This is a genomic window from Nonlabens ulvanivorans (genome assembly GCF_032922765.1).
GTDB classification, from domain to species: Bacteria; Bacteroidota; Bacteroidia; order Flavobacteriales; family Flavobacteriaceae; genus Nonlabens; species Nonlabens ulvanivorans.
Genome location: NZ_CP136694.1, coordinates 2,181,602 through 2,196,159, shown reverse-complemented (window position 1 = coordinate 2,196,159; position 14,558 = coordinate 2,181,602). Strand labels below are relative to the sequence as shown.

Sequence of the window (14,558 nt, the reverse complement as noted above, 5' to 3'; positions counted from 1 at the left end):
AACTATGAAATATAATCAACTCGTTATATTATTATTTATATCTATAAGTATGATAAGCTGTGAGCAAGATCCTAAGCTTACGGCAATTACTTATGATCAAATGATGGAAATGGTCGAGAAGAACCAAATTACTATTCCTAATGATGTGATTTATTATAGTCTCGATGGAAAAGAATTATCTAAGGAACAAAGAAAATCACTCTCAAATGATTTACCATTTGCAGACTGGATGATTGATTCTGATAGTGTTCTAGTTAAAGTACAATTACAGGATTCTGATAAAGTCCGTATCGCACAAAAATCTACTCCATTATTAAGAAATGGTGCAAGAGATATCAACTGTGATAATTTAGGTGGACTACTACAAAATATTTATTTAAGAGATCAAGACTCTCGTGCAGACAACCTTAACGTAGCCTCAATTGATGAGGCTAATCTAACCGCGGTAGAGCAAATCCTGGGTAAATGTGGCATGCCAGCTCCAGAAAGTGTCGGTAAGTTAGGCTATTCCGCTATATGGCTAGTCATACAACACGCCAGTGCAGATAAACGTAAGAAATACTTTCCTATGATTAAAAAAGGACTAGAAAATGGGCTTTTTGAAAAACAAGATGTTGCCCTTATGGAAGATCGTATGCGTATGGATGATGGACAACCACAATTATATGGCTCGCAAGTAATGATGAATACCGACGGTACTTATGAATTATATGAGCTGCAAGATCCGGAAAACGTAGATGCACGTCGCAAAGAAATGGATATGGGATCTCTAGCTGGATATCTTAATTTTTTCAATATCGATTTCAACGTTCCACAAAAAGAATAATATGAGATATCAACTGATTCTATTTTTATTCCTACTTAATTCTTGTCATACAAAGACGACTACTATGCAAACTACCATTCAGTTAGAAAACGAAAAAGTCTCCATTGATTTATCGCAACCTATAGATATTAGTCTAGCGATACAAGATAATGCTGGAGTAGGAGCGTGGTATATCGACCAGCCACAAATTAAGCACGTTGAGGTAGATGGTTATGTGGGAAATGTAAAACTGGGCGGTTCAACAAACTTTAATAATGTGCATTTTAATCCGCACAGTCATGGGACGCATACCGAGTGTATAGGTCATATTACAGAGGAATTTCATAGCGTGAATAAAGCGCTAGATAAAACTTTTTTTAAAGCACAAATTTTTTCTATAGAGCCAGATAAGGAAGGAGAAGATCAAGTCATAACTCCTCAACATTTTCAAGACTTAAAATCTGGAGTAGAAGCTATCATCATCCGTACGTTGCCTAATGGAGAGCAAAAGAGCTCAAAGAACTATTCTAATACAAATCCACCTTATATCCTTGAGGAAACTATGATACGCTTTCGCGAAAGCGAAATCAAGCACATCCTTATAGACCTACCTAGCGTAGATAAAGAGAAAGATAATGGTGCGTTGATAGCGCACAAAGCATTTTGGGATTTTAATGGTGACCAAAGATTAGATGCTACAATCACGGAATTAATATATGTACCAGACACTGTAAAGGACGGATTTTATATGATGGATTTACAAGTAGCTCCATTAGAAAATGATGCTGCGCCATCTCGTCCGATATTGTATTCTATTCTATGAAATGGTTATTAAAGTTAGAAGGCTTAGCTGTTTTAATGGTAGGCCTTTATGGTTTTTACTACACTGACTATAGCTGGTGGATTTTTGCAGCATTATTGCTTACGCCAGATATAGGTGCTATAGGATACTTAATTAATAATCGATTAGGAGCAATGACATACAATGTTTTCCATCATTTACTTGTCGCTATCGCAGTTCTAGCGATAGGGAAGTTTTTGAAAAATGATATTACTTTTATGTATGGATGGATTATGGTTGCCCATATAGGTATGGATAGAATATTTGGCTACGGACTCAAATATCCTGATGCTTTTAAAAGCACTCATCTCGATAAATTGTAAATTTGAATATGGAATTACTATTTATAGGACTTGCTGTAGGAGCTGTGATAGCTTTTTTTGTGTTTAAGATGCTGATGGGCAAGATGGGCAAAAAAGAAAACACTAGAGAGCAAAGCGTAGTGCTTATGGAAAAAATACGCTCTGTTTGTAAATTCATTACCGTAGAAGGAGATTTTGCAGAAATCTATCACTATGAGAATGTAAAGGAGAAATTAATGAGTCTTTTGTTAGGAAAGAAAAAGGCTATTATTCTTATTAATGCAAAGGCTCACATAGGTTTTGACCTTACTAAAATAGAGATGAATAGTGACCCTAACTCAAAGACGATACGACTCACCAACTTCCCACAACCTCAAGTATTAAGTATTGAAACAGACTTTAATTACTATGATAAAAAAGAAGGTTGGGCAAACTATTTCACTAGTGAAGACTTAACGGAGATATCACGCAATGCAAAACAGCATATCATAGATAAAATCCCAGAAAGTGGATTGTTAGACCAAGCGAGAAAAGAAGCGTTACAGACCATTCAACTTATGGAAGGACTTGCGGCGACAATAGGATGGAAACTAGACTACACGACGCTTATTCTTAATGAAGTTGAGCCTCAAAAGAAAATTGAGTCCTAATGCATATTGATGAGTTGCGTGATTATTGCATGTCTAAAAAAGCGGTAACTGAAGAGTTTCCTTTTGATGAATCTACATTAGTGTTTAAAGTTATGGGCAAAATGTTTTGCCTCACAGGACTAGATCGATGGGAACGTGGCGAGCCAGCCATTAATTTAAAATGCAATCCGGAAAAAGCAATTGAATTAAGAGTAGAATATGATGGCACTGTCATAGGTGGTTATCATAGTAATAAAAAACACTGGAACACTATTTTTATAGATAAAGCCATGGAAGCTTCAGAGCTTAAAAAATGGATCGATCATAGTTATGAGTTAGTCATAGGAAAATTAACACGAGCTCAAAAAGAAGACCTTAAAAATTTATAATTGAAAGAGACCTTACAATCATTCTATACAGAGCGTATTACTCAATTTAAGAATCATAGAGATTCTATTAAGAATCAACTACGTCTATCTAGTACCATAAGACTATTGTTATTTGTTGCTGGTGCTGCTGGCGTATATTTTTTATGGTCACAATGGCAGGTAGCTGTTGTAATTGCTGTCGCAACTTTTATTTTATTCTTATTTCTAGTATCGAGGCATGAAAATCTTAAAAGAAAGCGAGACTTTCAACAAGCTTTACTAGATCGCAATGAACTGGAGTTGAAAATGCTAGACCGTAAATACTATGATAGAGCAGATGGTTCTCAATTTTTAAAAGATGATCATGAGTTTAGTCGCGACATAGATTTATTAGGTCCAGGTTCATTTTTTCAGTATTTAAATAGAAGTGTTACTAAAGATGGTGTAGCGACACTAGCTGCTCAGTTTTTATCTAATGATTTAACAGGGATTTCTCAAAAACAAGAAGCGATTAAGGAATTGTCTGAGAAGATAGATTTCAGACATAACTATGGGGCAACAGCAACATTGCTTAATAATGAAAAAGACCCTAAAGGGATGCTTACCTGGGTTAAAAGCTATGAGGCCTTTGTACCTTCATTATTTTCTTGGTTACCTTGGGTATGGTTTGCGGTTTCTATAGCATTAGGAGTTGCTTATTTTAATGATTGGGTAAATGGTTATATTTTCTCAGCAGCGTTCTTTGGTGGACTAGCTGTAACGGGTAAGTACATAAAGCGCATTACCGCTTTCAGTACAAATATTAGTTCTTTAGAATTATTTTTTCAGCAGTACAGTCAGTTAATTCTCGCAATAGAAAAAGAAAGTTTTAAAAGTGATTTGCTCATAGAATTAAAATCCAGAATAATGGTAGGTGAATCGCCAGCATCTATTAGATTTCAAGAGCTAGCGGTTGCTATAGGTAGGTTAGATCAACGTAATAATATGTTGTTTGGAGTTCTTGCAAATGGTTTTGGATTATGGGATCTAAAGCAAGTACATACTATAGAGAACTGGTTGCAAGAAAATGCTGGCCATATCGAGAACTGGTTAGAAACCGTTGCACAAATAGATGCAATGAACTCGCTAGGAAATTTTGCTTATAATCATAAGGATTATGTCTATCCTACGATTGAAAGTGGTGATTTTAAAATGCAAGTAAACGATGCGAGACATCCTTTACTAGATCCTGCAAAAGCAATAGGAAATGATATTCAAATATCAAGCGGTGAATTCTTTATCATTACTGGTGCAAATATGGCAGGCAAAAGTACCTTCTTAAGAACGGTCTCTATGAAAATTGTAATGGCAAATGCTGGACTACCGGTATGCGCACAATCTATGATTTATAGTCCGATCAAGTTAATTACCAGTATGAGAACTAGCGATTCTTTAACTGATGATGAGAGTTACTTCTTTAGTGAATTAAAACGTTTAAAATACATCGTCGATAAAATAGAAACCGAACGTTACTTTATCGTCCTAGATGAAATCCTTAAAGGAACAAACAGCCAAGATAAAGCAAATGGGTCTAGAAAACTGATCGAGAAACTTTCTAGAAAACACGCCACTGGAATTATCGCTACACACGATTTAAGCCTTACTGAAGTTGCAAATGAATACGATAGTATCTCTAACTACTTTTTTGATGCAGACATCACTAACGATGAGCTTACCTTTGACTATACCTTTAAATACGGAATTGCTACAAATATGAATGCTAGTTTCTTGTTAAGGAAAATGGGTATTGTTGATGACTAAGAAATTGAGTTTTTCAGTCAATAGCTAGCTTACCCCAATATCCCTTTCTGTTTTTTATAAAACGCATCGGCTTGTTGTTGCATGAGCTCTCGAGCCATTTTCTTCTTGTAGGCATAAAGTGCTTCTTCTTCAGCAATGTCGGCATAGACTCTGTTGTTGAGTTCTTTGTCAGTTTTAACAAGGATTTCTTGTTGTGCTTTCTGCTGCGTGACCCATGACTTGACGAGATCTTCACGCTCGGCTAGTTTAAAGTCATATTCACCACGTGGTGAGAGCAATTTTGCTATGATAGGTGATGTTTCTACAGCAAGAAAAAGCAAGAATATAAAGAATGAGGTGAGAAACGGCAACTTGTTTAATGCTTCTATACGTGCCATTAATCCGTCAAAATTATCAATAATAGGCTGTGTAGAAGCAATCATCGTTGCTTCTGTGTCTTGCAGCGTTGCCATTTGTAATTCTATGGAGGCAATTTTATTTGCATTAGTAGCTTTTAAGGCTGTCAGTTCTGCTAGTGCTGCGTCGTGTTTCTCTCGTTTCTCTTTATAGACAGGACCTTTTCCTAACTTATTAGTTCCAGATGTTCCCTCGGCCTCTGTGATATAGGTCGTGTAGAGAGCGTTTACTTCATCTTCTTTGGTGGTTGTTTCTGTTTTTAAGTCTTGTATCGCTTTCGCGAAAGCGTTCTCCTCAACCACATACAACTGTGCAACTTGTTCTTGATTTTCAAGAGTTAACTGGTTCTTTTGTTCCAGTAAAACTTGATCAATTTCTTTCTCAAAGATCTTTAATTCAAGAGGTTTGGAAATTACAACAGCAATGATAATCGCTAGAATAATACGAGGCGCAGCTTGCCAGATTTCATTCATTTTTTTATCACTCTTTTTGAGTGTAGAAACGATGTAACGATCTAGGTTAAAAATCAATAAACCCCAAACGAAACCAAAAGCTGTTGCAATCAAATAACTGTCAAAAACTGTGTATAGCGCATAACTAGCGGCAAAAAACGCCATAAGAGCCGTAAAGAAAACGGTAGCGCCTATACCGGCATATTTAGTACGTTCACCAGCACTACAATTATCGAGTATATCTGTGTCTGCACCGCTACAGGTGATGAAGAAGGATTGCATATGGATTGATTATGGTTCTATCTAATAACGCAATAATTTACAGATTGTTACGGTATGATGTGTAATTATAGTACCGTCTGTGATTTCAATCAATCCTATTGCTGATTTATAAAACGAAATATGTATTGTATTCAGCTATTCTAAGACTATCAATGTTCTTAATTTTTTGATCGTTGTTTCCTGTTTCAAGAAATTGAACTGATCGATCAAGTTCTTACTTTAACATAGTTGTGAATATGATTGATAAATCATTCATTTTAATACTTGCTTATTAAGCTGTTAGCGGAGGTAAAATTTCTTCGGCTTTTGCTTTGTTTTCCTTATATAAGTAATGCCACGCCTGATTTTTTGATTGCTGTTCTACACTCATTAATGTATATAGTTGAATCATTCTATTAGTATCTTCTTTAAAAACGACTATTCTTTTTTCATTTTTTAAGAACTCTCTGTGTCTGTTTAATAGCCAATTGTATTCCTCTACTTCTTTATTTGATATCTGTTTTATGTCTTTTGCAGGTGGCGGTGGTGGTGGTAAAGTAGGTAATGGTTGTGCTTCACTTTTTTGAGATGTACTCATTCTATCGTATATAGATTTGTGCTTTTCAAAGTCTTTCTGTTTAATAATCGCATAGCCATTGTTATCATTTTGCTTTGCTGCTCTATTTTGTTCATTATTTTTTTTTGCCCAGTCATTATATTCAGCAAATTCTTTATCACTCACAGTTTTAGATTTTACCGGTGGTGGTGGCGGTGGTGGCAAGGTTCCTTTGTTGTTCTCAGTTTCCAGAATTTTAATAGACATTACACCTTTATCATCTGGGCTTATTTCTACGCCTGCCTGTCCTACATCATTAATGATTTTTATGGCAACGTCAGCTGGGATTTGATCTTCTCTGAGATAATAATTTAATTCGTTCTTGTGTTCATTTATATATTCAATGGCACTTGGTGCAGGTGGCGGCGGTGGCGGAATTTGTCCTGCTTTTAAATCATTATCTCTTCCTAGATATGGCCATGGTTCATTAGAAGATTGTTGTTCTTCACTCATAGAATGAAATATGGTTTGCATGTGTTGAGTTTCATCTTTAAATACTATTAAATTATTATTTGCATCCATGTAGTTTTTGTGTTTAATGGCCAGACGATTGTATTCTTCAATATGTTCTGGTGTTAAATTTTCTAAAACTTCATAGACCTTAATAATTTCTGTTTTATGATTATCATCTACTACTTCTTCAATTTCTAAAATCTCTTCAATTTCTTGAAATTCTGTTTCTTCTTTTCCACAACTAATTATAAGTAATGCAAGAATTGGGATTAATGCTAGGCTTCTAGATATTAAACTAGCTTGTGATGTTTGAGTTTTCATAATGTAAAATCGTTTTTTAATAATTGGAAAATTAAATGTGTTTGCCAGTGCAGCACTATGGCTGTTTTGTGTGTATTTTAGTAGAGTCTCTTGATAAGTTGCGGTGTCTATTCCATGCTGAATTACTGCTTGATCAGCAAGAAACTCGTGATTTAATTTTATGGAATACCTCATGATATAGAAAAGTGGATTGAACCAGAATAGAATTAATAATATTTCTATAAATAAAATATCGAGTGAATGTCGCTGGTCCAGGTGTGCTTTTTCATGTTCTAATACAGCGGTAGGAATAAGATTTTCTTCATATTGATTCTTAGATACAAAAATTCGTTTTAGAAAAGAATGTGGTACTATAAGCGCATTTCTTAATACTAGTTGATAATGGCTGTATATTTTCAACTCATCTTCATCACCTATACGGAATGCTTTCAGGTTTTTAATAAACCTCCATAACATGATAATTACACCTAAACCATAAGTAGTCCAAAGAATGAAGCTCCAGTTGAATTCAAAATTTTGTTGTCTAGCTATTTCATTGACTACAGATGATGACGTAAAATTCATTACTGAATTAGTCTCAATAGGGATAACAATTGTTTTCACTACTATAAAAGGTATAACAATGGATATCCCTATGGATGCAAGTAAAAAGTATCTTTTCAAATGATGCCATGAGGTGTTCTCAAAGGCTAGTTTATAAAACAACCAAAGTGCAAATAAACAGATAGAGCTATTGATTAGATAATGTTCCATAACTACTTCTTTTTAATCTGTTGATCGATGATAGACCGTAATTCTTCTAACTCTTTTTTGCTTAGATCAGTTTCTTTAGTGAAAAAGGAAGCAAATTGAGAGGAGCTATCATTAAAGAAATTTTTGATCAAGCCATTAACGTGTTTTGAGAAGTAGGCTGTTTTTTCAACTAATGGGAAGTATCGACGACTTTTACCAAATAGCTCATAACCCACAAAACCTTTGTCAGCCATCCTTTTTAATAATGTAGCCACTGTGGTAGTGGCAGGTTTAGGTTCAGGATATTCTTCTAATAAGTCTTTCATAAAAGCTTTTTCAAGCTTCCATAAATGGCTCATTAATTCTTCTTCAGTTTTAGACAGTTTCATGCTCTACAATATTAGAATTAACTCTACAAATGTAGAGTAATTTTATTATTCTACAAGTGTAGAGCTGTTTAAAATCAGAAACATTACTCTAAAAGACTTCTTAAATCGTCATGCTGCTGCCTGTCAGTATCGATTATTAATTTTCACAATACTCGTTAATAGTTGTTTGTAAAAATGATGTAGTAGGGATTTATGTTCTGCTTTTGCAAAAGCGAAATGAATAAAGAACAGGTTTAAAAAAGGGGTTAATTATTGAAAGGAGTCTCATTTACCCAGTGAAAACCACGATTTACCAAGAGCATTTTATCCTTATCAATAGCTTTAAAATGCACTTCTAAGCTATCTTGATCAAGAAGACCTTTGATCTTAAAATGCGTACTATCCTGAGTATATAAATGGAAATTGTTAATAATCTCATTTGTGCGTCTTTCATATAAAGAAAGCTGGTTGAGACTGTCTATGTTAAAATGAAAAGCGTTTACGTCATCATTCATAGTTTTTACATTTGCACGTCCTTTTGCTTCCATAATGAGATAGCGCCATCTACTTGAAGCGGTAGTTAGTGGTGGAATAGTATCACTGTTTTTAATATAGGTTTCTACTTCCCAAATGCCGTAAAAATTATCTTTTTTATCATCTTTATGACGTTCAAGGTTGATGATTGTTGCAAAGGCAATGCCTAGTAGAAATAAACTACTTAAACCAACTATTTTAATGATTCTGATTGCTTTATTGAAATCAACTTTAATAGGTCTGTAATAGTCATTCTCTATTATTTGCTTTCCTTTAAAAAAGGCAGCCACAAGTCGTTTCCTATCGCTCCATAGAAGTACAAAGCCCATAAAAGCTAGATGTATTGAAAATATTTTAACAGGAATGTCAAAACAAAGATTCATCATTGCTACGTGTGTCATTATACCTACAACCATAAATGCACCTAAGGTTTGTGTGCGTCTAGGAATAAGTAAAACACCGGCAATAACTTCAAGTAAACCTGTGAAAATCCCAAAAGCAGGGCTGAATCCCATATAAGTCCATGCAAGTCCCATAGGTGAGAATTCTCCTAGTGGTTGCAGCAATGAAGTTAAGGTAGGTTCTTGAAATTGTATTAAAAAGACTTTTGCAAAGCCGTAGACTATCATAAAAAAGCCTACATATATTCTCAGAGTGCTGCGCAACCAGTAATGTAGTTTATTATAAGAAATACGTTCGCAATCAAGAATAGACCAGGTTAAAGTCCCTGCTATGGCAAGTATGGTTTGAAAGAATAACGACATCCATGATAAGGTATCGTCACCACTTCCTGTAGATTCTGATGTTAAACGACCGTCACTATGAAAAATATAATCTCCTATCCACGCAAACAATGGTTCTAATAATTCATGAGTAATCATTAAAAATATGTGAGCTGTGCAAAATAGAAATACAAACCTGAAAGTTATTTTTTCTAGTGTGCTCCAAGTTGTCTTGAATTCTTGGTGTGGTAGCATTAAAGTATGGTTATATCACAATGACGTTGTTTTTGTATAATTGTTACAAGGCTTTTGATAATTTCGCTTTCGCGAAAGCGAAATTATCAACAATCCTCATTGCAATATAAATGTGCTAACGATAGCGGCAAAATTTAATTTTTTCTTCGGAAATATACGGGATAGCACAGTCGTAAACATAGCTGGTGAATCGGCCAAATAAAAATCCCATTCTAACTTTTAGAACGGGATTTTTTCTGTGATTCTTTCAAAAAGAGATTGTCGAAGTGTGATAACAGACGTTTTCAGAATTCATTTTCACAAACTCAGGCCGATATCTTTTTATATACTCATCTCAGTATAATGCTTATAGAAATGAGGAATGGTCTCAATTCCTTTTAAGTAATTCCATATTCCAAAATGTTCGTTAGGAGAATGAATCGCGTCACTATCCAGACCAAATCCCATTAAAATAGACTTAGAATTGAGTTCTTTTTCAAAAAGAGCAACAATAGGAATAGAACCACCACTGCGTTGTGGTATAGGAGTTTTGCCAAATGTGTCTTCATATGCTGCACTAGCAGCTCGGTAACCTAATGAATCGATAGGTGTTACATATGCAGTACCACCGTGATGAGGTTTTACTTTAACCTTTACACTTGCTGGGGCAATGCTTTCAAAATGTTTTTGAAACAATTCTGTTATCTCGTGCCAGTTCTGGTCTGGTACTAGTCGCATTGATATTTTTGCAAATGCTTTACTTGCGATCACCGTTTTTGCACCTTCACCAATATATCCACCCCAAATTCCATTAACATCCAGTGTAGGTCTTATACTATTGCGCTCATTTGTAGTATAGCCTTTTTCGCCATGCTCTTGCGAGATGTCTAAGGCTTTATTGTAAGCCTCTTGAGAAAAAGGAGCTTTTGCCATTTCTGCACGCTCTTCAGTGCTTAAATCTTCTACCTTATCATAAAATCCAGGAATAGTGATGTGATTATTTTCATCATGCAGCTGAGCAATCATATCACATAATATATTGATAGGGTTTGCAACAGCACCACCATACAGGCCTGAATGTAAATCACGATTAGGACCAGTAACTTCAACTTCTACATAGCTTAAACCACGCAGTCCGGTTGTGATACTAGGAACATCTTTTGCGATCATTCCTGTATCAGAAATTAGAATCACGTCGTTAGCTAGCTTTTCACGATTACGTTCTAAAAACCAACCTAAAGACTCGCTACCAACTTCTTCTTCACCTTCGATCATAAATTTCACGTTACATGGTAGCTCATTATTGGCTGTCATGTATTCCATGGCCTTGACATGCATATACATTTGACCTTTATCATCACAAGCACCACGCGCAAAGATGGCACCATCTGGATGTAGTTCTGTGTTTTTAATAACTGGTTCAAATGGAGGACTATCCCAAAGCTCTACTGGATCTGGCGGTTGAACGTCGTAATGACCGTAAACTAGAACAGTAGGTAAGTTTTTATCAATTATTTTTTCTCCATAAACTATAGGATATCCAGGAGTTTCACAAATTTCAACATGATCGCAGCCAGCTTTTTCTAAAGAGGTTTTAATAGTCTCACTAGTTTTAATAACATCCTTCTTATAAGCCGGATCAGCACTGATAGAAGGAATTTTAAGTAAATCTATCAGTTCATTTATGAATCGATCTTTGTGTTGATCAACATAAGTTTTAGTATTCATGTGTTGCAAATTTTAGGTAAAGATAAGAAAGGTGTAATTTTTATTTCAGAAAGAATTTGTAATATCTGAAAAGTGTGTATATTTGCCGTCCCAAATAGGGATTACCAGAATGCGGATGTGATGGAACTGGTAGACATGCTAGACTTAGGATCTAGTGCTTCACGGCGTGCAGGTTCGATTCCTGTCATCCGCACATAAAAAGCTCTTCAGAAATGAAGAGCTTTTTTTATGGCTTTTACTTTATGAATCCTCTCAGCTTTTTATAGATAAAAGCATTGGTTTTAATACCGTATAAAGAGATCAGACATACTATAATTATAAAAAGTATGGCGCCCATGGCTGCTTGATATGGGTTAAGTGTTTTACCTATAATTTGCGACAGTCCTATTCCAGTAAGGCTTCCATAGATTATTACAAAGTGTACGACATATATAGATAAGGTTTTTTGACCGATCTTAAAAATCATTTGGTTTTTCACAAATCGTTCTAGTGCATAAAAAATACCTAGTAAGATAAGCACATTGCCTAAACGTGTAAATAGGTAGTTATAATAAGCTACATCTTTTAGAATTTTTATATCGCTCCATCGATACATCCACATTAAAAATTGAGATGAATTATAAATCAATAATGCGCCTATAATGATAAGGCCAGATACTAAAATGGGTTTGAACTTCTCATTTCCTACATATCTATAAAATAAAGACGCAATAAAGGCGCCTATGGACATATATCCAAGCCATGGTAAAATCGTAAAGATGGAGCCGTTAGACTTGCTTAAATAGTTTGCAAATATTAATGGTATGCCTGTAGTGTCTAATTCCCTATACCACGGTTCCGTAATAAAAATAGAAATCCCCAAAATAAGCATGAGAATAGAGAAAATTAAAGATTTTTTAAATGTTAAATAATAAATACCGACGGTTATAATAATCGAGAGACCTATGCATTGTAAGACATCTATCACTAAGAAATATGTTCTAAAAGTTCCGGTTAGCCATTCAAAAACAGGAGCTCTTAAACCATAACCGATGGCAATAAGCAATAATCCACGTAGTAATCCCTTGCGTATACGTTCTGGTGCTTGGCCTTTTTTCTTGGATTTCATCAACAGATAAGTGAAAATTATTCCAGATATAGTAAAAAAAGTGGGAGCTGTAATACCTCTAAAATAACTCCATATTTGAAATATAGTGCTATCGGTATCTCGGTATTCTGGCGCAAGTAGTGTATCTATAAAATGACCTTGCAACATCATTATTATAGCAAATGCACGCACGGCATCTATAAAAAATAGGCGGTTTGTTTTCAATCTAGTTAGTTGGTCATGTAAAACTAGGTTTTATTTCATAAAAAAAAGCAGCTGTGATAGCTGCTTTTCAAAATGGTGTGATAAGAATTACTAGTTGTCGGTTTTGACTTTTTCTACATCACCGTTTTCATCATATTTTATTTTGGCCTCACTGCCATCTTCATTTTCTATTTTGATTTTGTCCTCTTTCACTTTTATGTCATCAGCATTCTCGATAAGATCTTCTGCTTTTTTTTAGCAGTTTCGGCTTCATTTCTACAAGCTGTTAAAGAAATAGAAAATAGTAATATCAGTAAGATTTTTTGAATAGGGTTCTTCATAATAGTTTAGTTTTAATGGTTATTGTGAATAATCTAATTGTTTTAATCTGTAAAGTGCAAAAAAATTAAGTTAATAAATAAGAATCATTATGATGCTTACATTAAAATAAGAAAAAGAGTAGTGATAATGTAGATAAAACCTTTGTAAAACAAAAAAGCCTCTCCTATTCGGAAAAGCTTCTCAAAAAGTGTCTGTTGACACCTTCTCAAGTCCTCAATTATTTTAGAGGACACACAACTTGAATTGTTATTCTCAACAGTTGTTGAAAAAAAGCGGTCTGGACGGGATTCGAACCCGCGACCCCATGCGTGACAGGCATGTATTCTAACCAGCTGAACTACCAGACCGTGTTCTTTGTTGAACGTCGCTTTCACATTTCTGCGTTAGCGGATGCAAATATACTTTTACTTTTAACAACCACAAGTACTTTTTGAAAAATATTTCAATTTTTTTTTGACCTTGTTTAAAATAGAACGATTTACCTTTGTTTTTCAACTACATACGATGATACAACTTCTTGCCTCAGATATAGACGGAACCTTGTTAGATAGCGATCGATTTCTATCAGCACGTACTTTACAGGCTTTTGATAAGGCAAATCAATTGCCAGTCATTCTTATTTCTGCTCGCATGCCGCAAGCTATGTACTATTTACAAGATGCTTTAAAAAGAAGGGAAATGCCTATTGTCTGTTATAATGGTGCACTCGTACTTGATCAACAAAAACAGCTTTATAGTACCACAATACCTTATATCGATATTGAGAACATAGCTCGTATCGCTATGGAACATGACCTTCATTGTAGTTTGTATAGAAATGATGAGTGGTTTGTACCTCAAATGGATTACTGGGCAGATCGCGAGGTAAATAATACTCGTGTCACTCCTCAAGTACAAAATATAGAAACTACTTTAGCATACTTTAAAGAAACCCAGCAATTGGGTGGTGCTCATAAAATAATGTTGATGGGCGATAGTGATGCTATGGATTCCGCTTTCGCGAAAGCGGGAAATTTACCATCACAGTTACATCTTTACCGATCTAAGGATACCTACACAGAAATCTCACCACTTGAAATTTCCAAAAAATCCGCATTGGAATTACTAATTAAAGAATGTTTCCCGGAAGTAAAAGTAGAGAATGTTGCTGCTTTTGGCGATAATTACAATGATGTAGAAATGATTGCTGGAGTAGGGCACGGAGTTGCTGTAGACAATGCAAGAGATGAAGTAAAAGCTGTTGCAAACTATCATACCGACCATCATAAAAAAGATGGTGTGGCACAATGGATTGAGAAATTTATATAAAAAAAGAAAAGGCGAAACTCTTTAAAAGAGTAACGCCTTCTCCACCTCAAATGAT

At 34.9% G+C, this 14,558-nt stretch carries 13 protein-coding genes and 2 tRNA genes; 8 read left to right on the top strand and 7 right to left on the bottom strand.

Going from position 1 to position 14,558, the window contains the following annotated elements:
* Positions 1 to 4 precede the first annotated feature (4 nt).
* The 6 genes from R1T42_RS09960 (at position 5) to R1T42_RS09935 (ending at position 4,745) form a co-directional block, all read left to right on the top strand.
* Positions 5 to 826, top strand: coding sequence for a DUF6624 domain-containing protein (locus R1T42_RS09960; RefSeq protein ID WP_317290231.1), 822 nt, complete (start codon positions 5 to 7; stop codon positions 824 to 826).
* Positions 827 to 890: 64 nt separating this feature from the next.
* Positions 891 to 1,628 carry a cyclase family protein gene (locus tag R1T42_RS09955; RefSeq protein ID WP_317291864.1) on the top strand — a complete coding sequence of 246 codons (738 nt, stop codon included), beginning with the start codon at positions 891 to 893 and terminating at the stop codon, positions 1,626 to 1,628.
* Positions 1,625 to 1,969, top strand: coding sequence for a DUF4260 domain-containing protein (locus R1T42_RS09950; protein ID WP_317290230.1), 345 nt, complete (start codon positions 1,625 to 1,627; stop codon positions 1,967 to 1,969). Before R1T42_RS09955 ends, R1T42_RS09950 begins: the two co-directional genes overlap by 4 nt.
* An 8-nt stretch (positions 1,970 to 1,977) precedes the next feature.
* Positions 1,978 to 2,598, top strand: a complete 621-nt coding sequence (locus tag R1T42_RS09945) for a DUF4230 domain-containing protein (RefSeq protein ID WP_317290229.1) — start codon at positions 1,978 to 1,980, stop codon at positions 2,596 to 2,598.
* The gene (locus R1T42_RS09940; RefSeq protein ID WP_317290228.1) at positions 2,598 to 2,966 is read left to right on the top strand and encodes an MmcQ/YjbR family DNA-binding protein; all 369 of its coding nucleotides are present in this window, start codon (positions 2,598 to 2,600) and stop codon (positions 2,964 to 2,966) included. The genes R1T42_RS09945 and R1T42_RS09940 overlap by 1 nt, the downstream gene beginning before the upstream one ends.
* Positions 2,967 to 4,745 (top strand): MutS-related protein, encoded by a 1,779-nt coding sequence (locus R1T42_RS09935; protein ID WP_317290227.1) that lies wholly within the window; start codon positions 2,967 to 2,969, stop codon positions 4,743 to 4,745.
* A 29-nt stretch (positions 4,746 to 4,774) separates the two neighbouring features.
* Here the strand turns inward: R1T42_RS09935 and R1T42_RS09930 are convergent, their stop codons facing one another.
* The 5 genes from R1T42_RS09930 to R1T42_RS09910 all read right to left on the bottom strand — a co-directional run bounded on the left by R1T42_RS09930 (position 4,775) and on the right by R1T42_RS09910 (position 11,562).
* On the bottom strand, positions 4,775 to 5,875 hold the full coding sequence (locus R1T42_RS09930; protein ID WP_317290226.1) for a DUF4407 domain-containing protein: 1,101 nt from the start codon (positions 5,873 to 5,875) through the stop codon (positions 4,775 to 4,777).
* Positions 5,876 to 6,146: 271 nt separating this feature from the next.
* Positions 6,147 to 7,997, bottom strand: a complete 1,851-nt coding sequence (locus tag R1T42_RS09925; protein ID WP_317290225.1) for a M56 family metallopeptidase — start codon at positions 7,995 to 7,997, stop codon at positions 6,147 to 6,149.
* A 2-nt stretch (positions 7,998 to 7,999) separates the two neighbouring features.
* Positions 8,000 to 8,365, bottom strand: coding sequence for a BlaI/MecI/CopY family transcriptional regulator (locus R1T42_RS09920; protein WP_317290224.1), 366 nt, complete (start codon positions 8,363 to 8,365; stop codon positions 8,000 to 8,002).
* 245 nt (positions 8,366 to 8,610) lie between these two features.
* Complete coding sequence (locus R1T42_RS09915) at positions 8,611 to 9,759, bottom strand: DoxX family protein (RefSeq protein ID WP_317290223.1); 1,149 nt, start codon at positions 9,757 to 9,759, stop codon at positions 8,611 to 8,613.
* 417 nt (positions 9,760 to 10,176) lie between these two features.
* Complete coding sequence (locus R1T42_RS09910) at positions 10,177 to 11,562, bottom strand: dipeptidase (RefSeq protein WP_317290222.1); 1,386 nt, start codon at positions 11,560 to 11,562, stop codon at positions 10,177 to 10,179.
* Positions 11,563 to 11,673: 111 nt separating this feature from the next.
* Here R1T42_RS09910 and R1T42_RS09905 point away from each other — a divergent pair.
* A tRNA-Leu gene (locus tag R1T42_RS09905) sits at positions 11,674 to 11,755 on the top strand.
* Between the two features lie 42 nt (positions 11,756 to 11,797).
* Here R1T42_RS09905 and R1T42_RS09900 read toward each other — a convergent pair.
* Together R1T42_RS09900 and R1T42_RS09895 are read right to left on the bottom strand one after the other, a co-directional pair.
* Entirely contained in the window at positions 11,798 to 12,874 is a 1,077-nt protein-coding gene (locus tag R1T42_RS09900; protein ID WP_317290221.1) for a heparan-alpha-glucosaminide N-acetyltransferase domain-containing protein, read from the bottom strand.
* 594 nt (positions 12,875 to 13,468) lie between these two features.
* Positions 13,469 to 13,542, bottom strand: a tRNA-Asp gene (locus R1T42_RS09895).
* A gap of 157 nt (positions 13,543 to 13,699) precedes the next feature.
* On the opposite strand from R1T42_RS09895, the gene R1T42_RS09890 reads away from it, so the two are divergent.
* Positions 13,700 to 14,503, top strand: coding sequence for a Cof-type HAD-IIB family hydrolase (locus R1T42_RS09890; RefSeq protein WP_042247456.1), 804 nt, complete (start codon positions 13,700 to 13,702; stop codon positions 14,501 to 14,503).
* Positions 14,504 to 14,558: the final 55 nt, after the last annotated feature.